Consider the following 26,616-nt stretch of genomic DNA (forward strand, 5'->3'; position numbering starts at 1 on the left):
GGGGACAGCGCCGTAGCCGGGCTGGTGCTGGCCGGGCGGGTAGCCGCCGGGCTGCTGCATCGGTGCCGGGGGCGGGCCGCCAGCCTGCTGACGGCTCCAGTTGGCCTCCGCCTCGAACAGCTTCTCCAGCTCGCCGCGGTCCAGGAAGATGCCCCGGCACTCCCCGCACTGGTCGATGACGACACCGCTGCGCTCGTACTGCCGCATTTCTCCGTGGCACTTGGGACAGGTGAGACTCATCACCCGACGGTACCTGGTCCAGCTATGCGGTTGCTGTGAGCGCCTCGGTGACTTCCTCGTCGGACACCTCGTGGAAGTCCTCGTAGTAGACGCTCACCGCACCGAAGTCGGTGGGGCGTTGGGCGCAGACGACCTGGTCGGCCTCGGCGGCGAGCAGCTCGTACGCCTCCTGGGCGCCGACCGGGACGGCGACCACCACGCGGCGGGCGCCGAGTTGGCGGACGACCTCGACGGCGGCGCGGGCGGTCGCCCCGGTGGCCAGGCCGTCGTCGACGATGACCGCGATCCGCCCCGCGAGGGCCAGCGGGGGCCGCCCGGCGCGGTAGAGGCGTTCCCGGCGCTCCAACTCGGTCTGTTCGCGGTGTCTGACCTCGGCGATGTCGTCGCCGCTGAGTCGGCTGGCCACCGCGTCGTTGAGGACCTGCACGCCGCCCGGACCGAGTGCGCCGAAGGCGACCTCGCGGGCCCACGGCATGCCGAGCTTGCGGACCACGAGTACGTCGAGGGGGGCGCCGAGTCGTTCGGCGACGACGCGGGCGACAGGTACGCCGCCGCGGACGAGGCCGAGGACGACGACGTCGGGTTCGCCGATGAGTGCGGTGAGTCGCTCGGCGAGCACCTGGCCCGCCTCGGCGCGGTCGCGGTACGTGTTCATGCCTTCAGGTCTACGCCCTGAGGTGGGATCGCGCCGGGCAGTTACGCCGAAGTGGCCCGACCGGACAGCTCGTCGAGCGCGGGGATGTTCGACTCGCCGGTGGGGCGGTGCAGGGCGGGTGCCCAGGTGAGCAGGGCCAGCGGGTACAGCAGGTAGCCGAACCGGGTCGAGGGCATCAGGGCGATGGCGGCGAGTAGCCCGTACCCGCAGATCAGCGCGGTGGTGACGGCCGTGCGGGGCGGTCGGCGGGCGAGCCGGACGGCGATGGCCACGCCGGCCGCGACCAGCAGGGCGGCGGCGATGATCCGGCCGGCGGGCAGCGCCGAGGCGATCAGGTAGCCGGGGAAGGGGGACTGCGCCGGGCTGGTCACCAGGCCGTGGCCGAGGGGGAAGCGCAGGACGTTCTCGACAAGTGCGTCGCGGTCGACCAGCAGGGCCGGGACCAGCGCGGCGACGGGCAGTCCGATCGCGCCGGCGGCGACCCGCGCGCCGGCCCGCCGGGTCAGGCCCCAGACGATCAGGACGAGGGCGACCGGCCAGGCGAACAGCTTGAGCGCGCCGGCCAGGCCGACCGCGATGCCGGCCAGGCCGGGCCGGTCGGCGGCGGCGAACGCGAGGGCCAGCAGGCAGAGCGCGAGTACGGGGAGGTCGTCGCCGCCGGTGGCGAGGGTGAGGGCGCAGATCGGCAGGACGGTGGCGGCCTGGACGGCGCGGAGCAGCGCGGCGTCCCGATGGGGCTGCGGGGCGGCCGGGCCGGCGGTGGTGGCCGGTGCGCGGCGCAGGGCGGCCACGGCGAGGGCGAGCGCCAGCGCGGTACCCACCGCGAACCAGACCCGGGAGTCGGTCCACCAGCTGTCGGTCAGGGCTCTGGGCAGGCCGAACAGGGCCATGCCCGGCTGGTACGGGGTGTAGCCGAGCAGTTGTTCGCCGGGCGGGAGGGCGGCGATGGCGTCGGGGCCGAGGTACGGGGTGCCGTGCTCCAGCAGGCGGGCGCCCGCGTGCTCAACGACCAGCACCTCCTCCTGGGCCCGGTCGGTGCGTCCGGCGGTGCGTTCGACGCTCTGCCAGATGACCGGCAGCAGCGCGGTGCTCGCCCAGGTGAGGGCCGTGACGGTCCACCGGGCGGGGAGACCGGCGAGCCGGGAGGTGGGGGTACGCCGGCGTAGCAGGAGTTGGACGACCACCGCCAGCGCCGCGACCAGGTAACCGACGGCGGCGACCGCCCCCCAGGCGCGGTGCGGCAGCAGCGTCGACGTGACCGCGGTGATCGCGGCGAAGAGGGCCGAGACGGCGTAGAGGCCGAGGTCGAGGGCGAGCCCGCCGGCGGCGGTGTCGAATGCCCGCCAGTGCCAGCGGCGGGTGGTCGGGTCGTCGGCGGTCACGGGCGACAGTTTGGCAGACCAGGCAGCGCCCGCACTGGACGGCGTCACTCCCGCAGACCGTCGCCCGGTCAGGCGGGGAGGTGCGGGAGTCGGTTGCGGCCGGCCTGGCGGCGGTTCTGGTTCAGCCGGATCACCGCCCCGGCGTCGTGCAGCGGAGCGGCCAGAGCACCCGGTCGGCCGCCCGAGCCGCGTTGCAGGGCCGCCAGGAGGGTGCCGGCCGGCATCGGTCGCGCGAACAGGTGCCCCTGGCCGGCCACGCAGCCCAACTCCCAGAGGGCGCGGCGCTGCGGCTCGCTCTCCACCCCCTCGGCGACCACGTCCAGGTCGAGGCTGCGGCCCAGGTCGAGGGTGGAACGGATGACGGCGGCGGCCTCGGCCGAACTCTCCATCGTCGTGACGAAGCTGCGGTCGATCTTGAGTTCGTGCACGGGGATCCGGGAGAGCAGGGAGAGGGAGGAGTAACCGGTGCCGAAGTCGTCCAACGCCAGCCGTACGCCCTCCTCGCGGAGCCGGCTCAGCACCTGGTCGACCACGTCGAGCTGGCTGAGCGTCAGCGTCTCGGTCAACTCCAGCACCAGTCGGTCCGGTGGAAGGTCGTGGGCGCGCAGGCGGGCCAGCACCGAACCTGGGAAACGCGCGTCGAGGAGGCTGCGCGGCGACACGTTTACCGCGACCGGTACGTCGAAGCCGGCGTCGCGCCAACTGCCCGCCGCGGTCAGCGCCTGGTCGAGGATCGCCTCGGCGAACGCCGGCAGCAGCCCGGAGCGCTCCACCGCCTCCAGGAAACGCAGCGGGTCGATCATGCCGTGGATGGGGTGGTGCCAGCGGGCCAGGGCCTCGGCGCTTGTCACCTCGCCGGTGCCCAGGTCGACGATCGGCTGGAAGTTGACGACGAACTCGTGGTCCTCGACCGCCCGCGGCAGGTCACCGCCGAGGGTGAGGCGGCCCAGGTCGGCGGTGTCCCGCGCCGGGGCGTACGTGGAGATCCGCAGCCCGGCGCGCTTCGCCTGGTACATCGCGACGTCGGCGCGGCGCAGCAGTTCGGGCATGCCGCCGCTGGTCGGGGCGACGGAGATTCCGCCGCTGGCCTCGACGCTGATCCGCATGCCGTCCAGCTCGAACGGCTCGTGCAGCGCGGCGAGCAGCGTCTCCGCGCGGTGCGCGGCCACCGCCGGGGCCGGCAGCCCACGCAGGAGTACGGCGAACTCGTCGCCGCCGAGGCGCGCCACGAGATCACTGGACTGGGCGGCCCTGCTCAACCGGTCGGCGACCTGCACCAGCACCTGGTCACCGGCGGCGTGCCCGAGGGTGTCGTTGACCTCCTTGAAGTGGTTCAGGTCGATCAACACCAGCGCGGTGACGCCGTCGGCGTGCCGCGCGCTCAACTGCTCGGTGCCCTGGTCGAGCAGGTGCCGCCGGTTCGCCAGGTCGGTGAGCGCGTCATGCGTGGCGGCGTACGCGTGCTCGTCGGCAACCCGGGCCAGTTCGGCGTACGCCTGGGCGTTGCGGACGGCGGTGCAGAGCGCGGAGGCGAAGGTGCGCAGCGTGTACTGCTCCCGTTCGGAGAGCTGTACCGGCCCACGGAAACGCAGTCGCAGCACGCCGACGTCGACGGAGCGGTCGTGGCCCTCCAGAGGTGCCGGGATGACTGTGGCGTTCACCTCGGTGGGTGTGCCGGTCGGGCCGTCGAAGGAGATGCCGCCCGTGCCACCGCGTACGGTGCGGCCGCCGTCGCGCAGCTCGATCTCGACCTCGTCGGCGGAGAACAACTCGGCGGCCTGGGTGACGGCGGTGGTGAGGACCTCGTCCAGGTCGACCACGTTGAGCGCGTCGGTGGTGCGGGCGAGTCGTTGCCACGCCTGCTGTTCGGTGCGGCCCCGGATGCGCGCGGAGTAGGCCAGGTGCAGGCTCAGGACGAGGGGCGGGACGGCGAGCAGCAGGCGGGGGTCCGCCCAGAGGATGAACAGCGTGCAGAGGGCCACGACGAAACGCACACCGAAGCCGGCGAGCCGGAGGTCAAGGTTGTTCGAGAATTGACGTGAGATCCGGTTGCCGGTCGCGAGTGCGATCACCGGGATTGCCAGCAGGTCGTCCAGCAGAGCTGCCACCAGGTAGATCACTGCCAGCAAGGCGACGAGTTCCACCGGCCCCACCGGTGGCCAGTGCCAGTGGACCGCCAGCGCGGTGGCTCCAGCTCCGGCGGCAACTAGGATGTTCTTGCTGACGCCGAAGGCGGTCTTGATCGGAGGAAGCTTCATGATCGTCGAGGCGACGGCGACGCCGGCTCCGGTCGCCAGCAGCACCCACGATGGCGGGGCCACTGCGAGCCCGAGCACGATCGCCGCCTCGATCCAGGTGATGGCATGCGTGGTCGAGCGGATGCGGATCGGCGACTTGACGATCGTCCCGACCGCCGTCATGAACGTCAGCGCAAGGAGGGTCGCCCCGTCGCCCATCGAGTCGGGTGGATGGGCCAGGGCGTCGGTGAGGGCAACGAAGGTCGGCCCACCGGCCAGCAGTACAACGAGGCCGACGAGCAGTAGAAGTCGCCGATCTGTCCTCGACGTGGTCTCGGATGCAACCCGACTCATGAAGCTCCTGTCGTCGCCGACAGTTACATGCTGACGACAGGAGCTTACCGCTGTGTCTCACTTGGATGTCAGTGCCAGTCGCTGCCGCGCATTGCACGCCCCCTCCACTCTCGTCCCCCGAATCGGGCTTGACGTATCCCGGTCGGTCTTGGTGACGAGAGCTTAAGGCGAAATCGATGTGCTTAGCAGTAATAAATGTCGGTATGCGCAACATTAGCCAAGCTAGAGGGTTTTGTGACGTTGTGTCCATGCCATCTAAGCGGAGCGGGGTCGAACTGTTCGATGATGCAAGCCCCATGTTGCCAACCGACATGGGAACGTGAACGCTGACTTGCGCAGCGGTTCCTCCTCAGTGTGTCGAGCGGGGCCGTCGACCTCATCCAGTGTTCGGGTTCGGGGCGGACCCCGGTTGGATGAATCTGCGCAGCGCTCGATTACCGTCCGTCCGATCGTCGTCGCGAACAGGCGCGCCCGCATTCCATGACAACGCTAATCCTCTCAGAGTGATCATGCGAACACCGGCTGATTCTGGACTCCGAGGTCTGCAGGAGATCGGCGGCCTCGAGTGCGACTTGCTGATGGGTTGTTGCATCCCGGAACAGCAAGCCGTGCCCAACGCGCAAAGCTACGCGGCCAATCTCCGACATATGTTCGAATCAGTCGGTGTCGGCGAGACCCGCCGACTCAGCACGCCGATTTAGAGTTGGTACCGGGAAGCGGGATCTGGTGACCGTGCCGCATCGGAGTTGGCCGCTGAGTGACTTCCCCGCATGGGGCACCCTGCGTTGGCGATCCCGCTGCTCAGGCAGCTTCTCGCCCTTCAACCGCTCCGCGGGCCCGCCCTACGTGGGCAACTCGGCTCAACCTGGCGCGGAGTTGGAACCTGTGCATCGGAGCATTGCGGGCCCGCTGGCCGGCGGTCGCCCCGCGGCCCGGGTTGGTACGCGCCCTGGTGAGACGGCATCAGAGCCGCAGACCGCCGAGCGAGCAGACCGCCCTGTCCTGTCGCGCAGCGGCTGCCCCGCACGACCGGGCAACACGTTGGACGCGAAGGACTCGTGGTCAGGATGCTGCCGGACACCGCACGATTCGAGGGGACGTCTCTCCGTGGTCATGGGCACGGGCACGAGCTGGTGTCGCCGACGGCCGCACCAGCCGCGCTGCTGCGGCAGCTCGGGGTAACCGGCACCCGGATGCCCGCGCACATTGAAGACCCGGCGTCCCTCCGGCGCCGCGAGCTTGCTCGACGCCGCTGTTGCAGGATGTCGCCGAGTGATCGATGGCCTGGGCCGTAACCATCAGTGTGGGTACTGGATCGTCGCACCTCGCTTGCGTTGGAGCGGTTGACGGTCCACTCGCAGAACCTGTTGGTGGTTATGGTGGGCCGGATGAGATCGCCCTCAAGGCTGGGGAGCCGAGGGATGGTGGAGATTCAGGTACTAGGTGGCCTTTCGCTGCTCGTCTCCGGAGAGCGTCAGGGATTGGGGACCCCGAAGCAGCGCATGGTGCTGGCCATGTTCGCGCTTCATCCAGGTCGGCTTGTCACCCTCGACGAGCTGATCGATGAGTTGTGGTGTGACAACCCCCCGCGGTCCGCATTGCCCAATATTCGCACCTACGCCGCCAGCCTGCGCCGTACGTTGGACGCCACTGACGGGGGCCGTGGTGTACTCGTACGACAGGCGGGCGGCTATCGATTGGAGCTGCCGGCCGAGAAGATCGACTCTTTCCGTTTCGTGGCAGATCATCAGCATTCTCGAACGCTCGTTGCCGCAGGCGAAATGGACCGAGCTGAAGTGCTTCTGGAACGAGCGATGTCGGAGTGGCGGGGGGCACCGCTCGCAGGGATGACGCTCGGCCCCGTGCTGGCGACTCAGCGTCTGGCGATAGAAGAGGAGCGGGCTCTTGCGGTTGAACTCCTCGTCGATCTTCAGTTACAGAGCGGCCGCGCACAGCGGGGGGTGCCATTACTGCGGCGGCTGATCGCCGAGAATCCGTTGCGTGAATCGGCTCGATTACTGCTGATGCGAGCTCTCCAGCAGAACGGCGACACAGCCGGACTGGTCGACGCGTATCACGAGATACGCCGCCTGTTGCATGATCAGCTCGGAGTTGAGCCTGGGGCGGAGATCCACGCGCTGTACGAGGCCGAATTGGGTCGGGTACGAAGGCCAACCGGAACCGGCGTGCCAAGCCACGATGACGCCCGTTCGCCGTTCGAGCCCGGCGCGGGGTCGTGGGTTGAGGGGACCACTGCCGATTGGCTTCCCAGAACCGTCGTCGAGTTCGTCGGGCGGGAGGAATGCGTCAGTCGCCTGCTCGGACGAGTCAGACGAGTGGAGGACCGCGCGTCGGCGGTACTTGTGGTTGATGGGATGGCGGGCAGTGGAAAAACGACACTCGTTCTCCACGTGGCACGCAAGCTCGCTCCGAAGTACCGCGACGCGCAACTCTTCATCGACCTGCGAGGGCAGGGGGACGAAGAACCCATCGAGCCGTTCACGGCGCTCTTCACCCTGCTCCGCCAGTTGGGTGTTCCCGGTGGCCGCATCCCGGCCGAGCTAGATCATCGCGTCGAGTTGTGGCGTCGGGAACTGGTAGCCAGAAGAGCCGTCGTCGTCCTCGACAACGCCGCCGACAGCACCCAGATCCTCCCCCTGTTGCCAACCGCGCCGGGCGCTGTCCTCCTCGTGACCTCCCGTCGGCGATTGACTGACCTGGACGTTGGCCCGCCTGAGTCGCTGCCCCTGATGACTCTCGCGGAAGGGCTGGCGCTGTTGTCGCAGAGTGGTGGCGTCGAGAGGATCGCGTCGGAGCCGGAGGCGGCCGCTGAGGTCGTCCGTCGGTGCGGGTACCTCCCACTGGCGATTCGGCTCGCCGGTTCCCGCCTCGCGCATCGCCCGACACGAAGGGTCACGGAACTAGCCACGTTGCTGGCCGCCGAGCCACCGTCGGTCAACCAGCTGCACGTAGGCGACCGGACCCTCGCGCGGGCCTTCGCCGCGTCGTACGACCCGATCCCGGAGCCTGCCAAGCGTGCCTTTCGTCTGTTGAGCATCCACGCCGGTCAGTACAGCGCCGAGATGGTCGCAGCTCTGCTCGATCTACCTCGCACCAGTGCCGTCAGACTGCTCGATGATCTGGTCGATCGGCACCTGGTCGAGGAGACCGAAGGAGGTCGGTACCGGCTACACAACCTCTTACGTCAGTACTCCCGCTCGCAGCTTCTGGCGGCCGACGGCTCCGAAGCCACCAGGATGGCTGTGCGGCGGTTCCTGGACTTCGCGCTCCATGCCTCCCTGGAGGCTGCCATGGAATTACATCGGGCAGTCGATGTCCGTGGAGAGGTCGACCCGGGCCTGCCTTCGCGTCCCGATCTGACCGGTCCCGACGCCATCGGTGGGGTCGAATGGCTCGAGCGGGAGCGCGTGAACCTGGCGATGCTGGTGGGTCTCGGGGCCACGCACGGGCTCCACCACCACGTATGGAAGCTGTCCCGGGTTCTCTGGCGCTTCTTTTACGTGCGCGGCTACTTCGACGACATCCTGTACACCCATGGGCTGGGGCTTGCCTCGGCGAAGATCCTCCGTCACCAACGGGCGATCGGTGCGATGCACAACTACCTCGCCTCGGCCTTGGTGAAGACCGGCTCCCACCGGTTGGCATCCACCCATCTCCACGCGGCGATCGCACTGTTTCAGGAAACGGACGATTGGCGGCAGTTGGCCAAGCTTCGCTCGAATCTGAGCGTCGTCAACTGGCTGAGCGGCAATCTCGAGGAGGCTGTGGCTCTGGGGCGGCAGAGCCTGGCCGAGCGCCGACTCTACGACAACCGCGTACCACTGGCGCTGCCGAATCTGGGTCTCGCGTTGGCCTCGCTGGGTCGCTGGGACGAGGCCATGAAGGTTCACCGGCAACACCTCTTCCAGGCTCGGCTGAAGCAGGACTACTACCACCTGGCGAACGCCCTGAGCCATCTCGCGGCGGTACGCGTCCGGATCGGACAGTTCAGGCGAGCTGTGATCCTGTTGGGTTCCTCGCTGGCGCTGTTTCGTCGTACCGGGCACCGGTACGGCGAGGCTGAGGCGCGGAACACCCTTGGTGTGGCCTATCGAGGATTGGAGCAACTGGATCTGGCCAGACGGCAGCACGAGACTGCTTTCGAGTTGGCCAACGACTCGGGCGAGCGGCATGCGCAGTGCGCCGCACTCAACGATCTGGGCATGACGCTGCTGGCGATGGGGGATCTGGCCGCAGGATCGGATGTTCTCCGTCAAGGGCTTCAGCTCGCGGGGCGAATCTCCAACCCGTACGAGCAGGGCCGTGCGCTTGCCGGCCTGGCCGAGCACTTCGCCCGCACCGACCGGGCGGAGGCGCGCCGGCACTGGGAGCGCGCGCTGGCGATCTTCCGGCGGATGGGTGTGCCGGAGCGCTTCGAGGTCGAGCGTCGCCTCGCCGAGCTGGGCGCCACCGCGGTGAACGCCAACTGACCTGCCGGTACGTCGCTTATCGATTTCTTATCGCCGCCCCCGGTAGCTTCTGCGGCGTAGCGGCGAACGGGGGAGGTTCTGCCCGTGGGCAGAACCGGGTCGCCGACACGCGCCCGCGGCCAGGTCCCCCCAGCGACTTCGACTGCGGGTGGTGAGGAAGGAGCGGTGCCTGAGTCCCTGCGCCGCAGCACCCGGCGCGGTCGGCGGTCGGGCACCGCTCCTTTCCGACCAGATGGACGTCGTACCGTCCCGATAGGCTCACGCCCGTGACCGAACCCGCCCAGCTCAGCCACGTCGACCGCGCCGGCGCGGCCCGCATGGTCGACGTCTCCGCCAAGCCGGTGAGTGGCCGGATGGCCGTCGCCGGTGGCCGCCTGCGCACGACGCCCGAGGTCATCGACCTGCTGCACCGCGACGGGTTGCCCAAGGGCGACGCGCTGGCGGTCGGTCGGCTGGCCGGGATCATGGGCGCCAAGCGCACCCCCGATCTGATTCCGCTCTGCCACCCGATCGCCCTGCACGGCGTCACCGTCGACCTGCTGCTGACCGCCGACACCGTCGAGATCACGGCCACCGCGCGCACGGCCGACCGGACGGGCGTCGAGATGGAGGCGCTCACCGCCGTCGCCGTCGCCGGTCTCGCTCTGATCGACATGGTCAAGGCGGTCGATCCCGCGGCCTCCGTGGAGGCGGTCCGGGTGCTGCGCAAGGAGGGCGGCAAGACCGGCGAGTGGGTTCGACCGGAGGACCGGTCGTGATCCGCGCCCGGGTCATCGTCGCTTCCAACCGGGCCTCGGCCGGTGTCTACGCCGACACCAGCGGGCCGCTGCTCGTGGCTGGGCTGCGTGAGCTGGGCTGCGAGGTCGACGAGCCGGTGGTGGTGCCCGACGGCGAACCGGTCGGCGTGGCCCTGCGGGCGGCCGTCGACGACGGCGTCGACGTGGTGCTGACCAGCGGCGGCACCGGCGTCACCCCGTCGGACCGGACGCCCGACGTGACCCGGGGTTTGCTCGACTACGAGATCCCCGGCATCGCCGAGGCCATCCGCGCCCACAGCCGGGAGCGGGTGCCCACCTCGGTGCTGTCCCGAGGGCTGGCCGGGGTGGCCGGCCGGATGCTTGTGGTCAACCTGCCGGGTTCCACCGGCGGCGCGCGCGACGGGCTGGCCGTGCTCGGCCCGATCCTCGGGCACACCGTCGACCAGCTTCGCGGCGGCGACCACTGACCGGTCCCTGCCAGGCACCGACGGGTGTCGGCGCGTCCCGATAGGCTCGGCCGGTGAGTACGGAAACGGCACCACCCACGGACCGGGTCGCCGCTCCCCCGCCGGCCGGCTGGGAGGAGGCGCGATCCCGGGTGTACGCGGTCGGCCTGGCCGCCGCGCTCCCCGTGGTCGCCCGACCGCTGGCCGACACCGACGGGTCGACCCTGGCAGAGCCGTTGACCACCCGCACCGACCTGCCCGCCTTCCCCACCTCGAGCGTGGACGGCTGGGCGGTGCGCGGCGCCGGCCCGTGGCGCGTCGTCGGTCGGGTGCTGGCCGGCAACACCCCGGCGCCGCTCACCGAGGACGACACGACCGTCGAGATCGCGACCGGCGCGATGGTGCCCGAGGGCGCCACGGCGGTGCTGCGCGTGGAGGAGTCGACGGTCGCCGACGGCCTGGTGCGCGGCACTCCCCGGTCGACACCGGAGTGGCGGCAGCCGGGCGAGGAGGCGTACGCCGATGAGGAGCTGTTGCCCGCCGGCACGCCTGTCGACCCGGCGGTGATCGGCCTGGCGGCTTCCTGCGGGCACGACACGCTGCGGGTCCGGCGGGCGCCGCGTGCCGCGCTGCTGGTGTTCGGCGACGAGCTGCTCACGGCCGGGCCGCCCGCAGCCGGTCGGGTTCGGGACGCGTTGGGCCCGGCGGTGCCGGGGTGGCTTCGCCGGTACGGTTGCCAGGTGCGGGCGGCGGACGTGGTCGGCCCGGTGGCCGACACGCTGCCCGCGCACGTGGCGGCCCTGCGCGCCGCCCTGGCCAGCGCTGATCTGGTCTGCACCACCGGCGGCACGATGAACGGCCCGGTCGACCACCTGCACCCGACGTTGCAGGCGCTCGGCGCCGACTACGTGGTCAACACGGTGGCCGTCCGGCCGGGCTTCCCGATGCTGCTGGCCCGCCTGGTCGGTGACGACGGGCGGGTCCGGTTCGTGGCCGGGCTGCCGGGTAATCCGCAGTCCGCGATCGTCGCGTTGGTGTCGCTTGTCGCCCCGCTGCTCGCCGGCCTCCAGGGCCGCCCGATGCCGATGCTGCCGCAGGTCACACTGGCCGAGGCGGTGCCCGGTCGCGGTGACCACACCCACCTGGCGTTGGTCCGTGTGGACCGGCTGACCGGCACCGCGTTCCCGGTGCGGCACGTCGGCTCGGCGATGCTCCGTGGACTGGCCGGCGCGGACGGGTTCGCCGTGATCCGGCCGGGCACCAGCGCCGCCGCGGGCGACCGGGTGCCGATCGTGCCGTTGCCGCTGCTGCCCGGGGAGCGTGCGTCGTGACCGCGCCGGCCATCACCTTCGGCGAGGTCACCGACCAGCCGCTCGACCTCGCCGCGCACGAGGCGGCCGTCGCTGACCGCAGGGCCGGCGCGGTTGTCTCCTTCCAGGGCGTGGTCCGCGACCACGACCACGGCCGACCCGTGGTGAGTCTGGAGTACGAAGGGCACCCGAGTGCCGTGCAGGTGCTACGGGAGGTGGCCGCCGAGATCGCGGCCGACCCCGACGTCTACGCGGTGGCGGTGTCGCACCGCGTCGGGCCGCTGGCCATCGGTGACGTGGCGCTGGTCGCCGCGGTGAGCACCGCGCACCGCGCGGCGGCCTTCGCCGCGTGCGCCCGGCTCGTCGACGAGGCCAAGGCCCGGCTGCCGATCTGGAAGCGGCAGGTCTTCGCCGACGGCACTGAGGAATGGGTCAACTGCCCCTGATCGTTCAGCGGCGGCCGTTGACCGTCACGGCCCGGGCGAGCCGATCGCCGTAGAACGCCGGCTCGGCGCCCGGCCGCCAGGGCAACGCGGCGACCAGCACGATCAGCGCCAGCGCGAGCGAGTTCTCCATCAGTGCGCCGAACAGGCCGTCCTGGTAATGCGACATCTCGGGCAGCTGGTGCTCGTACGGCCAGATCGGCGAGATCAGGAAGAGCAGGTAGAGCCCGATCGCGGCGACACCGTGCCGGAGCCCGGTCAACGTGGGATACCAGATCGGCGGGCGGAGCCCGTTGAGCCCGGGGAACCCGCCGAACGCCGGGCCCTGGCCGGCGCGCTGCGTCACCCCCCGGCTCGCCTCGCGGCGGCGTACGGCCGCGTCGGCCAGGACAATGATCGCGGGGATGACCCAGACCAGGTGGTGCGTCCAGGAGATCGGACTGATCACGTTGGCGGTCAGCCCGACCAGCGTGAACGCGGTCAGCTCGTCACCGTCGGCGCGGGAACTGGCCGCCCGGGACAGGCCGAGCGCCAGGATCAGCACCGAGAAGGAGAACCACAGCAGCCCCGGGGTCTCGATCGAGTCGTACAGCCGGGCCAGCAGGCCGGCGAGCGACTGGTTCGGCGTCATGTCCGCCGCGCCGACCCGCTCGGTCTGCCAGAGCACGCTGCCGAAGTACGTCCGCGACTCGTCGCCGACGATCGCGAACGTACCCAGGGTCACGCCGATCGTGGTGCCGATGGCGGTGGCCGCCACCCGCCACTGGCGGGTGATCAGCAGGTACGCGATGAACAGCGCCGGGGTGAGCTTGACGGCGGTGGCGAGACCGATGCCGGCGCCCGCCCAGGCGCCGCCGTAGACGAAGCGCAGCAGGGGGCCGTCCGTCGCGGCGTAGTGGGTGCCCCGGCGGGAACGCCAGCGCAGCCCGATCAGATCGGCCATGATCAACGCGAACAGCAGGATGTTGACCTGGCCGTAGCCGAGGGTCTCCCGGCCCGGTTCGATGGCGACCGCGAGCGGCACTGCCAGGGCCACGGTGAACCACAGTGGCCAGGCCAGCCGGTCCACGATGGGCCGCAGGAGCCCGGCCAGCACCAGGGCCAGCGCGGCGATGCTCGCGAGGGCGTTGACCATGCCGGCGGCCTCGATCGGCAGCTGCGCCATCGGCAGCATCACCAGCCCGGCGAACGGAGGGTAGGTGAAACCGAGCGTGGTGCCGGGCGCGATGAACTCGTAGAGCTCGTGACCGCTCGCCCACCACACCACCGCGCCGTGGTAGATCTTCATATCGAAGAAGTTGTACGGACGCCCGAAGGTGCCGATGGCGAGCCATGCGGCATAGGCGACGGCAGCCACGATGGCGCCACGTACGACTTTCCTGCGATCGATCCTGCGCGTCACGCGTTGGATTGGGGCGAGGCGGTCCGCCCGTCTACCGACAGCCGTCGGCATGGCGTGGCCACCCCCGTACCAAGGTCGTCCTACCCGTCCAGGTCCTGCACGGAGCCTAGAACGGCACCTCACGTCAGTGCCTCCCACGTTATGCGACCGTGTCCGATCCCACACATGTTTTTGACATTTCCACCGCGTTAACGCCTACCGGGTGGTTCAGGTAATTCGCGGCCTTATCGGGGGGTGGCGGCGGCGAGGGGGAGGATCGACGCAGGTCAGCCCGGGATGCGTCGAGCGGTTGCGGCGGATCGGACGGCGATCCGCGCCTCCCGCCGGGCCGTCCGGACGGCACGCTTCACGGAACGTCGAGAGTGGCCGATGCGGTGGCCGGTACGCCAACGCAGACCCGGCTTGCCCTCGGTGTCGGCGGCGGCGAGCAGCAGCCCGCCGAGAAGCCCCATGTTCTTCAGGAAGTGGATCTTGTTCGTATCGCGGGTGGCCGCATCGTCTTCCTTGTTCCAGAAGGGATGCCCGGCGATGGTCGTCGGCACGATCGTGCCGGCGAGGACCAGGGCGGCCGGCCGGGTGAGCCGCCCGGTGGCGAGCATCAGCCCGGCGCCGAGCTGCACCGCCGAGTTGAGCCGGATCAGCTGCTCGGTCTCGGTGGGGAAGTTGGGGTGCACCCTCCGCAGCAGCGGCGCGGCCCGGTCGGTCACCGGCGCGGCCTTCTGGGCCAGCCGCTGCGGCGCGCGGAAGTTGCGGTATCCGCTGACCACGAAGATGCCGCTCAGCATGGCGCGAGCGAGGGAGCGTACAGGCTTCATGGATCAGTCATACCCCGTCGCGGCGTTTCCTACCCCGGCAACCGCCGGATCCGAATCGGTGAGCGTGCACGTCGCCACGCCGATTCGAGCGACCATCGCTGATGGACGAGCCGTGGCGGGTAACGTCGCGCGGGTGACCACGCTGCGGCTACGCCCCGAGGACCCGGCCGACTCCGGGCCGGTACGTAGGGTGCTGGCCGCCGCCTTCGCCCGCCCCGACGTGACGACGCCGCCGGAGGTGGTCCTGGTCGACGAGCTGCGCGGCACCGACGCCTGGCTGCCGGAGCTGGCCATGGTCGCCGAGTACGGCGGCGAGGTGGTCGGGTACGCGCTGCTGAGCCGCGTCCGAGTCCGACCGGACCGGGGAGTCGCCGCGCCGGCGTTGGCGTTCGGCCCGGTGGCGGTGGCCCCGCACCGGCAGCGCGTCGGGCACGGGACGGCAGTCGTACAGGCCGCTCTGGACGCCGCCACCGAGCTGGGTGAGCGTCTCGTGGTGGTCCTCGGCGATCCGGCCTTCTACCGCCGGTTCGGCTTCGGACCGGCCGGCGACCTGGGTTTGACCAGCCCGTGGGCCGGCCTCGGTGAGCCCTGGCAGGCGCTGGTGCTGCCGCCGTCCACCAGCGAGGAGGGGGCGCCGCCCCGCGGCGAGGTGGTCTTTCCGGCCCCCTGGTCCCGGGTCTGACCGGGCCGGTCAGGCCGGCTGGGTGCGCAGGTACCTGCCGAAGTGCGGAACGGTGAACGCCACAGTGCCGCGTTCGCCGGAGTAGATCAGCCCCTTCTTGATCAGGGCGTCCCGGGCCGGCGAGAGACTCGCGGGCTTGCGGCCGAGGGCTCGGGCGATCTCCGCCGTCGGCACCGCGGCGTCCATGTCGTCGCGCACCACGCCGCCGGACTCGCCCTCGACCAGGGACAATGTGGCCATCGCCCGCATGTATTCGCGTTCGGCCGGGGTGGCCCGCTCGAACCGGGAGCCGAAGAAGCCGACCGCCAGCTCGGCCTCCGCCTCCGGCGCGGCGACCCGCACGTCGGCGGCGGTGATCGGTGAGCGGGGCGCGTGGTCCCAGGTCGCCTTCCCGTACGCCTGGACGAAGTACGGGTAGCCGCCGGATTTCTCGTAGAGCAGGTCGAGCGCCTTCTGCTCGTACTCGACGTCCTCCCGGTCGGCCGGCGCGCAGAGCGCCTGGTCGGCGGCGATCCGGTCGAGCCGGTCGATGCGCTGGTAGCGGAACAGCCGTTCGGAGTACGACTTGGCGGCGCTGAGCACGGCCGGCAGGTGCGGCAGGCCGGCACCGACGACGATGAGTGGCGCGCCGAGCTGGGACAGCTCGTGGCAGGCGGCGCAGAGCGCCGACACGTCCTCCGAGCCGAGGTCCTGCATCTCGTCGATGAAGATGGCGATGCCGGTGCCCACGTCGCTGGCCACGGCGGCGGCGTCGCTGAGCAGCTCGACCAGGTCGATCTCGATGTCGCCGGAGTCGGCCCGGCCGCTGGCGGCGGGCACGTCGATACCGGGCTGCCACCGGTCCCGGAGCTTGGTGGACGCGCCGGCCCGACCGGTCGGGGTGGACCGCTGGGCGAATGCCTTGAGGACGCCGAGGAAGGCGTCGATCCGGTCCGGCGCCCGGTGGCGGGGAGCCAGCTCCCGGACCGCCATGTGCAGCGCGGCGGCGACCGGGCGGCGCAGCGACTGGTCCGGACGAGCCTCGATCTTGCCGCTGCCCCAGAGCCGGTTGATCGCCTGCGAACGGAGGGTGTTCAGCAGGACTGTCTTGCCGACGCCGCGTAGCCCGGTGAGCATCAGGCTGCGCTCGGGTCGGCCCCGGGCGATGCGCTCCAGCACGATGTCGAAGACGTCCAGCTCCCGCCCCCGCCCGGCGAGTTCGGGCGGGCGCTGACCGGCGCCCGGTGCGTACGGGTTGCGGACCGGATCCACGCATCGCAGAGTATCGGGCCATCTAGCTGGGGGCCTAGACATGGATAGATGGAGCTACCGGCGTGTCGGGAATCGTCGACAACAAACTAGGGCTGTCTAGCGTCCACGCTAGACAGCCCTAGTCTTGTCTACCGGTTACCGCTTCTTCAGGCAGAGCACGTAGTCGAACAGGTCGATCGAGTTGTCGTGCACGTAGTTCGCGGTGGCCTGCGGCGCGAGCGTCTCGCACCGGTCCCCGTCGGTGGTCGCCGGAATCCGCAGCAGAACCTGGTACGTGCCCGGGGCGCAGGACACCTTGCGCAGCTCAGCGTCGTCCTCGGTGCCGTCGTTCACCACGCAGTCACCCTTGGCGAACTCGTCCTGGTCGTCGTCCTCACTCGGGCTCGGGGCGGCGCTGGGCAGCGCGGGCGGGACGATCGGAGCGGTCGTCCTCGTCGGCGGGGCGGACGCCGCGTCGTCGCCCGTGTCGGCCGCCCTCCAGATCGCCCACCCCGCCAGACCCAGACACGGGCACAGCAGGAGCACCACCACGAGGCCGATGATCAGGGCGATCTTCCCTCCGGACCTCTTCGCCGGTGGGCCGGGCGGCATTCCGTACCCACCGGGGATCGGCGGACCCCACGGACCGGGCGCCGCTCCCGGCGTCGGCCCGGCCGGCGGAAACGGACCGGGCGGCGGTGGGTAACCCGGTCCCGACGTGGGCGGCGGGTAACCCGGTCCCGACGTTGGCGGCGGCCCCCACAGGGGCGCCGTCGGCGGCTCCCCGCCGGCCGGCGGGGGACCCCACTGCTGCCTGGTCGGATCGTCGCCGGGCGGTGGCGGACCCCACTGCGGGGACTGGTCCCACTGCGGCACGGTCGGGTCGACCGGCGGCGGGCCGTCGGAGCCGGTCGGCGGGCGCTGGTACGGGTCGTCCGGCTGTCCGGAGCCCGGTGGGCCGTAGGTCGTCATGTCATCCCCAGGGGTGGGTGGGCTCAGCGCTGCTTGAGGCAGAGGACGAAGTCGAGGGTGTCCAGTTCGCTGTCGAAGAAGTACCAGTTGGTGTAGCCCTCGACCTTGGCGCACTTGGCTTCGGCGTCACGCTCGCCACTTGTCGCGCCGTCGATCCGGCTCAGCACCTGGTACGACTTCGGTGCGCATTCGCTGATCAGCAGCTTGGGCTTGCCACCGGCCGCGCCGTCGTTGCGGACACACTGGCCGACCTTGGCGAACCTCGGGTCGGCCGACGACTCCGGTGCCGCCGCGCTCGGTGCCGGCTCGGTCGCGTCCACACTCGGTGCGGCGTCCACGGCCGGAGCCGAGGCGGTCGGCGCGGCAACCGGTGCGGGGTCGTCCCGATTGCTGAAGAACCAGTAGGCGCCGCCACCGGCCACGAGCAGCAGCAGGACGACAAGCACCGCGAGCAGCGGCAAGCGGCCCGAGCGACCCGGGGGCGGTTCGGGATCCCCGCCGTACGGAGGGTCGTCGGGCCGGTACGGCTGCCCGCCGTACGGCGTCACCGGCTCGGCCGGCCGGTAGGACTCGCCGCCGTAGGTGGGCGCCCCACCGTAGGAGCCGTCACCGTACTGACCGGGTCGGCCGGGTTGCTGCGCCGGCGGATAGGGCTGGGCCACCGGCGGGTACGGCTGCTGCACCGGCGGGTAGGGCTGCTGCACCGGGCGACCGGGCGTCTCGTCGGGTCGCTGCCCACGCCATGCTCCTGGCACGCCGCCACCCGGTGGTCCGTAGTTCGTCATGCCGCCCTCCTGCACGAGTGGTGAGGCCGGCCACCAAAGCGGGACGCGGGCTCCGACGTCACCGTAGCGTGGTCCACCGATGAGCTCATCTCCGACGAGTGCCGCAGGCCGCCCCGGCGCCGCACCGACCCTGATCTGGACCGCGTTGATCGTGGTCTACGTCCTCTGGGGCTCCACCTACCTGGCCATCCGGATCGCCGTGGAGACGCTGCCCGCGTTGACGTCGGCGGCCATGCGGTTCGCCGCCGCGGGTCTGGTGCTCGCCGTGGTGCTACGGCTGCGTCGCGGGCCGGGCGCGCTGCGGGTGGACCGTCGGCAGCTCGCCTCCGCCGCGTTCGTCGGGGTGCTCCTGCTCGCCGGCGGCAACGGCCTGGTGGTGCTCGCCGAGTCCGGGCCGCCCGGGGTGGCGGTGCCCTCCGGCATCGCCGCGCTGCTGGTGGCGACCGTGCCGCTGCTCGTGGTGCTGCTGCGCTCCGGCACCGGGGACCGGCCACCGGCGTGGACGTTCGTCGGGGTCACCGTGGGCTTCGTCGGCCTGGTCCTGCTCGTGCTGCCGGCGGGCAGCACGAGCGTGGTGCCGCTGGTCGGAGCGTTGACCGTGGTCGCGGCGACCGCGTCCTGGTCGGTTGGATCATTCCTGTCCGGACGTCTGCGGATGCCCGCCGACCCGTTCGTCGCGACGGTGTACGAGATGCTGGCCGGCGCGCTGGTGCTCGCCGTCATCGCCGCCGGCCGGGGCGAACTGCGCGACTTCCACCCCGCCTCGGTCAGCACCCGATCCTGGCTGGCGCTGGCGTACCTCATGGTGGCCGGCTCGCTGGTGGCCTTCACCGCGTACGTGTGGCTGCTGCACAACGCGCCCCTCTCGCTGGTCTCGACGTACGCCTACGTCAATCCGGCGGTCGCGATGGCGCTCGGCGCGCTGCTGGTGGCCGAGCCGGTCACCGCCCAGACTTTGCTCGGCGGTGCGGTGATCGTGGCCGGGGTGGCCGTGGTGGTGAGCACCGAACGGCCGCGCCGGGTCAGCGCGGAGACGCGTTCGGGGGCCGCGCCGGTGGGAGACCGCCGGTAACGTCCGGCCCATGTCGGCGGCTGTGCTGCTCGGGGTGGTGGTGCTCGGCGGGCTGGTCGGTCTTGTCGTACCCCCGTTGGCCTGGCGTTTCACCGGCCCGCCGGCCCGGCGCGGCCGGTGGTTCCGGCTCGGTCCGGTGGTGGCGGCGGTGGTTTTCGGAGGGCTCGCCGTTTCGCAGGCTGACGATCCGGCGCTGCCGGTGTTCCTGGCGGTGGCGGCGGTGGGGCTGGTGCTGGCCGGGGTCGACCTGGTCTGCCTGCGGCTGCCCGACCCGCTCGTCCTCGCCGCGGGCGTGCTGGCCCTCGCCGGCCTGACCGGCGCGGCCGTGCTGGCCAACGACGCGGCGCGGCTGCTCGGTGCGCTGGCCGGCGCGACTGTCGCCGGGGCGGCGCACGTGCTGCTGGCTCTGCTCCCCGGGTCGCGGCTGGGCTTCGGGGACGTGAAACTCGCAGCCGTCCTGGGCCTGCCGCTCGGTTGGCTGGGCCGCGACGCCCTGCTCACCGGCCTGCTCCTGCCGCATCTGCTGCACGGCGCCCTGGTGCTCACCCTGCTGGCCACCAGGAGAGTGGACCGGAAAACGATGCTCCCCCTGGGGCCAGCCCTGCTCACCGGCACCTGGCTCGCGGTGCTCGTGACCTGACGGTCAGATGAGGCGGAGCTGGCGGTCCCTGGGGCGGCGGGGCTCGGTTTCGCCGAACCGTTCGAACAGGCCCGGGTCGATCGTGTTCAGGAACGGCGACGGGTCGCACTCGCGCTCCACACCGTGCCGGGTGCGGCGGGCGGCGTGACTGACGTACAGGCGGTCCTGGGCCCGGGTCAGGCCGACGAAGAAGAGCCGGCGCTCCTCGGCGACCGCGTCCTCGTCCGGCGTCGAGCCCGGCCAGCGCAGCGGCAGCAGCCCGTCCTCGGCCCCGACCAGGAAGACCACCGGGAACTCCAGGCCCTTCGCGGCGTGCAGGGTGAGCAGGGTGACCGCCTCCGCGCGCGGGTCGAGCGCGTCCACCTCCGCGCCGGTGGCCAACTGCGACAGGAAGGCCTCCAGGTCGTCGCCGCAGCGACGGGCCAACGGGGTCAGCAGATCCACCGCCGAGCGGACGTCCTCGGGACGGACAGCCCCGCCGGCGCCGTCCAGGGTGGGCACCGCGAACCGCTCGGCGACCACCTGGCCGGCCAGCCGCACCCGGGCGGCAAGCGAGCCGGACAACCCGTCGGCGTGCCGCAGCTCGCGCGCGATGGCCGCCACCCCCGGCCGGTCCCGCAGCCGGTCGTGCGAGCGCTTCTGCACCGGGATGTTGGCCCGGGCCAGGGCGTCCACGATCGGCGCGGCCTGCGCGTCGGTGCGGTACAGCACGGCGATGTCGGAGAACGACAGCGAGGTGGCCCGGCCGTCGATCCGGCCCGAGTCCAGTGAACGGTGGGACAGCCCGCCGACCAGCTCGTCGACCGTACGCACCACGAAGTCGGCCTCCTCGGCGACCGACGCCGCCGGATAGCGGCCGACCAGCGGCGCCTCCGGGTCGAGTCGGGCCGGGTCCAGCCGCCGGCCCCGGACCAGCGAGGACGGGGCGATGGCCTGCACGGCGGCGGCCAGGATCGGCGCCGACGAGCGGTAGTTGCGGTTGAGCCGGACCAGTCGGGCGTCGGTGAAGTCCTGCGAGAAGCGCAGGAAGTAGCCGACGTCGGCACCCCGGAACGAGTAGATCGCCTGGTCCGGGTCACCGATCGCGCACAGGTTGCCGTCGGCGGGGCTGAGCAGCCGCAGCAGCTCGTACTGCACCGCGTCGACGTCCTGGTACTCGTCGACGAAGATCCACCGCCAGCGGTCCCGGTACCGCTCGACCAGCTTCCGGTCGGCCCGCAGCAGCTCCACGGGCAGGCTCACCAGCTCGTCGAGGTCGACGAGGTCCTGCTTGCGCAGCAGCGCCGTGTAGGCGTCGAGGTCGTCGCCGGCCTCCGACCGGGCCGCCGCCCGCTCGGGGTCGTCGGCGATCCGGAAACCGACCGGCAGGCCCACCGCGTCGGCGTTCTCCCGCAGGATGGTCAACCCCAGCGCGTGGAACGTGCCCACGGTGACGTCCTCGGCGACCGGGCCGAGCAGACTGTCGAGGCGGTGCCGCAGCTCCTCCGCCGCGCGGCGGGTGAACGTGATGGCAAGGCAGTGCTCGGGGAAGACGTTCAGCTCGGCGCAGAGGTACGCGATCCGGTGGGTGAGCGTCCGCGTCTTGCCGGTGCCCGGACCAGCCACGATGAGCAGCGGCCCGCCGGGCGCGGACGCGGCCACCCGCTGCATCGCGTCCAGCCGGTCCAGCAGACCCGTGCCGACCTCCTCCATGCCGGAGAGCATCGGCTCGAAGGGTTCGTGTGGCGATGGCGGCGACGCGATCGGCGGGGCGGGCGGCGGCGTCGGGGCCTTGCGCTTCGGCTCCGCCCTGGGCGCCGCCGGGCGCTTGGTCGCGGCCCGGGGCGCCGGCTCCGCGGGACGCCGCTGCGCCGGCACGGGTACGTCGAACAGCGTCTCCTGCGTACCCAGCTCGGACGGGTCGAACAGGGTGATCACTCCGTACTCGCCGTCGTAGCCGGGCACCCGGCGCACGTCGCCGCGCCGCAGCCGGCCGATGCCCTCCGCGAGCAGCTCACCACCGACCTGCGCGATGTCGGTCAGCGGCGTCGTGGTCAGGATCTCCAGCTCGGGGCCGAGCGCGGCGAGCAGCTCGTTGAACCGCCCCTCGACCTTCTTCGAGCGGGCGCCCACCTTGTTGATCTCGCCGAGGATCTCGGCCAGCGGCACCAGGTGGGTGACCTCGCGGGCCTGCGCCGGGCGGTGCCCCTCCGGACGGTCGGCCAGCTCCTCGATCCGGCTGAGCACGCCCACGGTGAGCGGCTTGCCGCACTCGGGGCAGCGCCCCCCGGCGGCCCGGGTCCGCTCCGGGGACCAGTTGACCCCGCAGAGCCGGTGCCCGTCCGCGTGGTACTTGCCCTCCTCCGGGAAGAACTCGATCGTGCCGGCCAGGCCGTCGCCGGTGCGCAGCGCCTCCCGGACGGCGAAGAAGTCCCGCTCGGCGGTCAGCACGGTGGCCTCCCGGCCCAGCGCCGGCGGCGAGTGCGCGTCCGAGTTGGACACCAGTTGGTAGCCGTCCAGGCTGCCGACGCGCCAGTTCATCGCCGGGTCGGAGGAGAGGCCCGTCTCCACCGCGAAGATGTGCCCGGCCAGGTCGGCGTAGCAGTCCGCGATCGCGTCGAAGCCCGACTTGGAGCCCAGCGCGGAGAACCACGGCGTCCAGATGTGCGCCGGGACGAGATAGCCGTCCGGGCTCGCCTCCAGGGTGATCTCCAGCAGATCCCGCGAGTCGAGGCCCAGGATCGGTCGGCCGTCGGAGCCGAGGTTGCCGATCCGCCCCAGCGCGGTGTTGAACCGGGCCACCGCCTCCAGATCCGGCAGGTAGATCAGGTGGTGCACCTTGCGGGTCCGGTCGTCCCGCTTGTAGATGGTGGAGATCTCCACGCTCAGCATGAACCGGACCGCGTCCGTGTCGGTCGTACCGGCGAGCCGCGGTGGCAGCCGGCGGGCGATGTCCCGCTCCGCCTCCGGGTCGAGCCGGTAGAGCCCCGGCTCCGCCGGGCGCAGCGTCTCGACCAGGTGGTCGTACCAGGCGGGGTGGGTGAAGTCCCCCGTGCCGAGCAGGGCGATGCCCTTGCGCCGCGCCCACCAGGCGAGGTTCGGCAGAGTGAGGTCCCGGCTGCACGCGCGCGAGTACTTCGAGTGGATGTGCAGGTCCGCGACGAATGGCGAAAGGCCACCGGAGGGTACGGCGCTGAACGGGGGCACGCCGCATCCTGTCACGCCCGCCGCGCGGGTCGCCCGCCGCCACGCGCGGACGTGACGTCCGCTATGCCGAGCGCAACTCGACCAGACTGATCTGCGGCTCCGCGCCGACCCGCACCGGAGGGCCCCAGAAACCGGCGCCGTTGGTCACGTAGACCTTGGTGCCGTCGACCTCGCCGAGCCCGCTGACCACCGGCTGCTCCAACCGCACGGCCAGGTTGAACGGCACCATCTGACCGCCGTGGGTGTGCCCGGACAGTTGCAGGTCGACGCCGTACGTGGCCGCCTCCACCGCCGCCAGGGGCTGGTGTGCGAGCAGGATCACCGGACGGCTCGGGTCGCGGTCACCGAGGGCGGCGGCGAAGTCCGGACCGGCGGCGAGGCCGGTGCCCGCGCCGGTGAGGTCGTTCACGCCGGCCAGGTCGAGTACGCCGCCCCGGGCCTGGATCTCCTGCCGCCGGTTCTGCAGGACCCGCAGGCCGAGCCGGTCGACCTCCTGGACCCACTCCTCGACGCCGGAGTAGTACTCGTGGTTGCCGGTGACGAAGAAGCTGCCGTAGCGGGAGCGCAGGCCACGAAGCGGCGCGACGGCCGAACCCAGCTCGGCCACCGAGCCGTCGACCAGGTCACCGACGACCGCCACCAGATCGGCGTCGAGCCGGTTGATGGCGGCGACGATCCGCTCGGTGTGCGCCCGGCCGCGCAGCGGGCCGAGGTGGATGTCGGAGACGGTGGCGATGCGCAGGCCATCCATGCTGCGCGGGAGCTTGGCGAGCGGGATCCGTACCCGGTCCAGTCGCGGCGGGCCGAGGGCGGTGCGCACCCCGTACCCCGTGACGCCGGCGGCGGTGAGGCCGGCGAAGATGGCCGCCCCACGGGCGAGCAGCAACCGACGGGACGGGTCGTGGTCGGGCGCCACGGTGGCCGCGGCGGCCGGCGGCTCGGTCGGCCCGGCGGCACCGACAAGCACCGGCTCGGGTGCGGCGGTGGTGGGCTCGGCGGCCACCACGCGGCGGCGCAGCACCAGCCGGGTGACCAGCATCGGCACTTCCAGCACGATGAGCGCGACGAGCAGGTAGAACATCAGCGCGAGCCACAGGTAACCCGGCCAGGCGAGCCAGTAGAGGCCGGCCTGAGTGCCGGTCAGGGTGACCGGCACGAGGAACGCAAGCACCAGCGCCGCGACCCCGCCGGCCCGCCGCCAGCGGCCCGGCGTGGTGGTGTCCCGGACGAGCCGCTTCCACAGGTAGAGGTGGATGAGGCCGGTGACCAGCGCCAGGACGGCCACGAACCCCACAACCGCCAACATCTGTGCGCCTCCCTCAGCCGCCCGCGAACGGCGGCAGGACGTCGATCGTGGCCCCGCCCGGCAGGGGTGTCGCACGATCATGACAGCTGACGCCGTCCACGAGGAAACTCGCGACGCGCAGCACGGCGGCGAGACGGTCGCCGTGCCGTCGGGCCAGGTCGGCGGTGAGGTCGTCGAGCGACCGGCCGGCGGGCACGACCTCCTCGGAGCGCCCGACGGCGGCGCGGGCGCCCGCGAAGTAGCGGACGGTCATCGGTGTCGGGTCCACGGGTCAGCCTCCGATCGCGGACATCGGGCGGGTCGGCTGGAGGAAGGTGGGGTCGTCGATGCCGTGCCCGGCGCGTTTGCCCCACATGGCGGTGCGCCAGCGTCGGGCCAGCTCCTCGTCGTCCGCGCCGCCGCGCAGCGCGGCCCGCAGGTCGGACTCCTCAGTGGCGAAGAGGCACGCGCGGACCTGGCCGTCGGCGGTCAGCCGGGTGCGGTCGCAGTCACCGCAGAACGGGCGGGTGACGCTTGCGATCACGCCCACGCGGGCCGGGCCGCCGTCGACCAGCCAGGTCTCCGCCGGGGCCGCGCCGCGTTCGGTCGGATCGGGGCTGAGGTCGAATCGGGTACGCAGGGACGCCAGGATCTCCTCGGCCGTGACCATCGTGTCGCGGTCCCAGCCGTGCTGGGCGTCCAGCGGCATCTGCTCGATGATCCGCAGTTGGTAGCCGTGGTCGAGGGCGAAGCGGAGCAGCGCCGGCGCCTCGTCCTCGTTCACGCCGCGCATCAGCACCGAATTGATCTTCACGGGGTCGAGGCCCGCAGCGGCGGCCCCGGCGAGCCCGGCGAGCACCGCGTCCAGCCGGGGACGACGGGTGAGCTGGGTGAACCGGGCCGGATCGAGCGTGTCCAGGGAGACGTTCACCCGGTCCAGGCCGGCCGTACGCAGCGCCGGGGCGAGCCGGTCCAGGCCGATGCCGTTTGTGGTGAGGGAGATCCGGGGGCGGGGCTCGACGGCGGCCACCGAGGCCACGATGTCGACCAGGCCGGCCCGGATCAGCGGCTCGCCCCCGGTGAACCGCACCTCGGTCACGCCGAGCCGCTCGACGGCCAACCGGACCAGCCGGACGATCTCCGCGTCGGTGAGCAGCTCGGGGCCGGCCAGCCAGGGCAGCCCCTCGGCCGGCATGCAGTAGGTGCAGCGCAGATTGCACTTGTCGGTCAAGGACACGCGCAGGTCCCGGGCGACGCGGCCGTACCGGTCGACGAGGACGCCGTCGGTCCGTGGGGCGACGCTCACCTGTCGACCGTAGCGCGCCCGGCCCGGCCAGGGGCGGCGCGGGCATTCTCGACGACCGCATCGCGCCAGCCGCCGCCGAACAGCGCGGTGTGCACGAGCAGCAGGTGGAGTTGGTGCAGCGGCACCCGTTCGCGCCAGCCGGCCGACAGCGGCCAGCTCTCCCGGTAGGCAGCCAGCACCGTGTCCAGGTGGGGGAGGCCGCCGAAGAGCGCCAGCTGGGCGAGATCGGTCTCGCGGTGCCCGCCGTGCGCCGCCGGATCGACGAGCCAGACCCGGTCGTCCGCGCCCCACAGCACGTTGCCCGGCCACAGGTCGCCGTGGATGCGTGCCGGCGGCTCGTCGCCGCCGAACTCGCCCAACCGGCCCATCACCTGCTCGACGAGCGCGGCGTCCTCGTTTGTCAGAGCGCCCCGGTCGACCGAGTGGCGCAGGTAAGGGGCGAGTCGTCGTTCGGCGAACCAGGTCGACCAGGGACCGTCGTCGGCCGTGTTGTCCTGCGGGAGCGCTCCGATGAAGCCGGGCCAGGGCGCGCCGAGGGCGGGGGCGCCGGCCCGGTGCAGGTCGGCCAGCTCGCGGCCGAACCGCTCCGCCGCCTCCCTCGTCGGCTCGCCGGGCTCCACCCAGTCGAGCGCCAGCAGGTCGGGCAACGCCACGAGCACCTCGGGTACGGCCACCGCGCCCGCCTCCCGAAGCCAGCGCAACCCGGCCGCCTCGGTCTCGAAGAATCCCTCCGGCGCCGGCCGGTCGGCCTGTTCGGGCCAGGACTTGGCGAAGACGGAGTGCCCGTCGTCGAGGGTGAGCCGGGCCGCCGCGCAGATGTCCCCACCGGCGACCGGTGTCTCCCGGATCCGTTGGTGGGTACGGAACGTCGGCAGGTGTGCCGGGTGCGCGCGCAGGTACGCCAGGTCCATCAGCGCACGGTAACC

At 71.9% G+C, this 26,616-nt stretch carries 22 protein-coding genes; 8 read left to right on the top strand and 14 right to left on the bottom strand.

From position 1 onward, the window contains the following. From FHG89_RS22660 to FHG89_RS22675, 4 genes are all read right to left on the bottom strand, one after another. On the bottom strand, positions 1-243 hold a 243-nt coding region (locus tag FHG89_RS22660; protein WP_167517498.1), incomplete at its 3' end, for a TFIIB-type zinc ribbon-containing protein. Between the two features lie 19 nt (positions 244-262). Further along, positions 263-895 (bottom strand): phosphoribosyltransferase, encoded by a 633-nt coding sequence (locus tag FHG89_RS22665; protein ID WP_139586425.1) that lies wholly within the window; start codon positions 893-895, stop codon positions 263-265. A gap of 41 nt (positions 896-936) precedes the next feature. Further along, positions 937-2,277: a glycosyltransferase 87 family protein gene (locus tag FHG89_RS22670; protein WP_139586426.1), complete on the bottom strand. Its 1,341-nt coding sequence runs from the start codon at positions 2,275-2,277 to the stop codon at positions 937-939. Between the two features lie 68 nt (positions 2,278-2,345). After that, entirely contained in the window at positions 2,346-4,868 is a 2,523-nt protein-coding gene (locus tag FHG89_RS22675) for a putative bifunctional diguanylate cyclase/phosphodiesterase (protein WP_139586427.1), read from the bottom strand. 1,421 nt (positions 4,869-6,289) lie between these two features. On the opposite strand from FHG89_RS22675, the gene FHG89_RS22680 reads away from it, so the two are divergent. The 5 genes from FHG89_RS22680 to FHG89_RS22700 all read left to right on the top strand — a co-directional run bounded on the left by FHG89_RS22680 (position 6,290) and on the right by FHG89_RS22700 (position 12,318). Then, the gene (locus tag FHG89_RS22680) at positions 6,290-9,358 is read left to right on the top strand and encodes an AfsR/SARP family transcriptional regulator (protein ID WP_167517499.1); all 3,069 of its coding nucleotides are present in this window, start codon (positions 6,290-6,292) and stop codon (positions 9,356-9,358) included. A gap of 266 nt (positions 9,359-9,624) precedes the next feature. Continuing rightward, positions 9,625-10,116 carry a cyclic pyranopterin monophosphate synthase MoaC gene (gene moaC / locus FHG89_RS22685; RefSeq protein WP_139586429.1) on the top strand — a complete coding sequence of 164 codons (492 nt, stop codon included), beginning with the start codon at positions 9,625-9,627 and terminating at the stop codon, positions 10,114-10,116. Continuing rightward, positions 10,113-10,583 (top strand): MogA/MoaB family molybdenum cofactor biosynthesis protein, encoded by a 471-nt coding sequence (locus FHG89_RS22690; RefSeq protein WP_139586430.1) that lies wholly within the window; start codon positions 10,113-10,115, stop codon positions 10,581-10,583. Before moaC ends, FHG89_RS22690 begins: the two co-directional genes overlap by 4 nt. A gap of 53 nt (positions 10,584-10,636) precedes the next feature. Further along, positions 10,637-11,893 (top strand): molybdopterin molybdotransferase MoeA, encoded by a 1,257-nt coding sequence (locus FHG89_RS22695; protein WP_139586431.1) that lies wholly within the window; start codon positions 10,637-10,639, stop codon positions 11,891-11,893. Then, the gene (locus FHG89_RS22700) at positions 11,890-12,318 is read left to right on the top strand and encodes a molybdenum cofactor biosynthesis protein MoaE (RefSeq protein WP_139586432.1); all 429 of its coding nucleotides are present in this window, start codon (positions 11,890-11,892) and stop codon (positions 12,316-12,318) included. The genes FHG89_RS22695 and FHG89_RS22700 overlap by 4 nt, the downstream gene beginning before the upstream one ends. A gap of 4 nt (positions 12,319-12,322) precedes the next feature. Here FHG89_RS22700 and FHG89_RS22705 read toward each other — a convergent pair whose 3' ends face one another. Continuing rightward, on the bottom strand, positions 12,323-13,768 hold the full coding sequence (locus FHG89_RS22705) for a glycosyltransferase 87 family protein (RefSeq protein ID WP_139586433.1): 1,446 nt from the start codon (positions 13,766-13,768) through the stop codon (positions 12,323-12,325). A gap of 215 nt (positions 13,769-13,983) precedes the next feature. Then, positions 13,984-14,532 (bottom strand): DoxX family protein, encoded by a 549-nt coding sequence (locus FHG89_RS22710; RefSeq protein ID WP_139586434.1) that lies wholly within the window; start codon positions 14,530-14,532, stop codon positions 13,984-13,986. A 133-nt stretch (positions 14,533-14,665) separates the two neighbouring features. Here FHG89_RS22710 and FHG89_RS22715 point away from each other — a divergent pair, with 133 nt between their 5' ends. Beyond that, on the top strand, positions 14,666-15,214 hold the full coding sequence (locus tag FHG89_RS22715; protein WP_139586456.1) for a GNAT family N-acetyltransferase: 549 nt from the start codon (positions 14,666-14,668) through the stop codon (positions 15,212-15,214). A 9-nt stretch (positions 15,215-15,223) separates the two neighbouring features. On the opposite strand, the gene FHG89_RS22720 is transcribed toward FHG89_RS22715, so the two are convergent. From FHG89_RS22720 to FHG89_RS22730, 3 genes are all read right to left on the bottom strand, one after another. Next, the gene (locus tag FHG89_RS22720; RefSeq protein WP_139586435.1) at positions 15,224-16,465 is read right to left on the bottom strand and encodes an ATP-binding protein; all 1,242 of its coding nucleotides are present in this window, start codon (positions 16,463-16,465) and stop codon (positions 15,224-15,226) included. Positions 16,466-16,600: 135 nt separating this feature from the next. Then, on the bottom strand, positions 16,601-17,056 hold the full coding sequence (locus tag FHG89_RS34335; protein ID WP_425280206.1) for an LppU/SCO3897 family protein: 456 nt from the start codon (positions 17,054-17,056) through the stop codon (positions 16,601-16,603). 383 nt (positions 17,057-17,439) lie between these two features. Next, positions 17,440-17,964 (bottom strand): LppU/SCO3897 family protein, encoded by a 525-nt coding sequence (locus FHG89_RS22730; RefSeq protein ID WP_139586458.1) that lies wholly within the window; start codon positions 17,962-17,964, stop codon positions 17,440-17,442. A gap of 316 nt (positions 17,965-18,280) precedes the next feature. On the opposite strand from FHG89_RS22730, the gene FHG89_RS22735 reads away from it, so the two are divergent. Together FHG89_RS22735 and FHG89_RS22740 are read left to right on the top strand one after the other, a co-directional pair. Then, positions 18,281-19,273: an EamA family transporter gene (locus FHG89_RS22735; RefSeq protein ID WP_208761066.1), complete on the top strand. Its 993-nt coding sequence runs from the start codon at positions 18,281-18,283 to the stop codon at positions 19,271-19,273. Positions 19,274-19,283: 10 nt separating this feature from the next. Then, positions 19,284-19,913 (top strand): A24 family peptidase, encoded by a 630-nt coding sequence (locus tag FHG89_RS22740; RefSeq protein WP_139586436.1) that lies wholly within the window; start codon positions 19,284-19,286, stop codon positions 19,911-19,913. A gap of 3 nt (positions 19,914-19,916) precedes the next feature. Here FHG89_RS22740 and FHG89_RS22745 read toward each other — a convergent pair whose 3' ends face one another. The 5 genes from FHG89_RS22745 to FHG89_RS22765 form a co-directional block, all read right to left on the bottom strand. Further along, positions 19,917-23,099 carry a UvrD-helicase domain-containing protein gene (locus tag FHG89_RS22745; protein WP_139586437.1) on the bottom strand — a complete coding sequence of 1,061 codons (3,183 nt, stop codon included), beginning with the start codon at positions 23,097-23,099 and terminating at the stop codon, positions 19,917-19,919. A gap of 61 nt (positions 23,100-23,160) precedes the next feature. Continuing rightward, positions 23,161-24,405 (bottom strand): metallophosphoesterase, encoded by a 1,245-nt coding sequence (locus FHG89_RS22750; protein WP_139586438.1) that lies wholly within the window; start codon positions 24,403-24,405, stop codon positions 23,161-23,163. 13 nt (positions 24,406-24,418) lie between these two features. Then, complete coding sequence (locus FHG89_RS22755) at positions 24,419-24,658, bottom strand: MoaD/ThiS family protein (protein ID WP_139586460.1); 240 nt, start codon at positions 24,656-24,658, stop codon at positions 24,419-24,421. Between the two features lie 18 nt (positions 24,659-24,676). After that, on the bottom strand, positions 24,677-25,690 hold the full coding sequence (gene moaA, locus FHG89_RS22760; RefSeq protein ID WP_139586439.1) for a GTP 3',8-cyclase MoaA: 1,014 nt from the start codon (positions 25,688-25,690) through the stop codon (positions 24,677-24,679). Next, positions 25,687-26,601, bottom strand: a complete 915-nt coding sequence (locus FHG89_RS22765) for a fructosamine kinase family protein (protein WP_139586440.1) — start codon at positions 26,599-26,601, stop codon at positions 25,687-25,689. The genes moaA and FHG89_RS22765 overlap by 4 nt, the downstream gene beginning before the upstream one ends. Between the last annotated feature and the right edge of the window lie 15 nt (positions 26,602-26,616).

The organism is Micromonospora orduensis, from assembly GCF_006228125.1.
GTDB lineage: Bacteria > Actinomycetota > Actinomycetes > Mycobacteriales > Micromonosporaceae > Micromonospora > Micromonospora orduensis.

Excerpts from the sequence above, each read along its gene's own strand:
- FHG89_RS22665 (WP_139586425.1), bottom strand. The coding sequence starts at position 895 with ATGAACACGTACCGCGACCGCGCCGAGGCGGGCCAGGTGCTCGCCGAG.
- FHG89_RS22675 (WP_139586427.1), bottom strand. The coding sequence starts at position 4,868 with ATGAGTCGGGTTGCATCCGAGACCACGTCGAGGACAGATCGGCGACTT.
- FHG89_RS22680 (WP_167517499.1), top strand. The coding sequence starts at position 6,290 with ATGGTGGAGATTCAGGTACTAGGTGGCCTTTCGCTGCTCGTCTCCGGA.
- FHG89_RS22705 (WP_139586433.1), bottom strand. The coding sequence starts at position 13,768 with ATGCCGACGGCTGTCGGTAGACGGGCGGACCGCCTCGCCCCAATCCAA.
- FHG89_RS22710 (WP_139586434.1), bottom strand. The coding sequence starts at position 14,532 with ATGAAGCCTGTACGCTCCCTCGCTCGCGCCATGCTGAGCGGCATCTTC.
- FHG89_RS34335 (WP_425280206.1), bottom strand. The coding sequence starts at position 17,056 with ATGCCGCCCGGCCCACCGGCGAAGAGGTCCGGAGGGAAGATCGCCCTG.
- FHG89_RS22735 (WP_208761066.1), top strand. The coding sequence starts at position 18,281 with ATGAGCTCATCTCCGACGAGTGCCGCAGGCCGCCCCGGCGCCGCACCG.
- FHG89_RS22740 (WP_139586436.1), top strand. The coding sequence starts at position 19,284 with ATGTCGGCGGCTGTGCTGCTCGGGGTGGTGGTGCTCGGCGGGCTGGTC.
- FHG89_RS22750 (WP_139586438.1), bottom strand. The coding sequence starts at position 24,405 with ATGTTGGCGGTTGTGGGGTTCGTGGCCGTCCTGGCGCTGGTCACCGGC.
- FHG89_RS22755 (WP_139586460.1), bottom strand. The coding sequence starts at position 24,658 with ATGACCGTCCGCTACTTCGCGGGCGCCCGCGCCGCCGTCGGGCGCTCC.
- FHG89_RS22765 (WP_139586440.1), bottom strand. The coding sequence starts at position 26,601 with ATGGACCTGGCGTACCTGCGCGCGCACCCGGCACACCTGCCGACGTTC.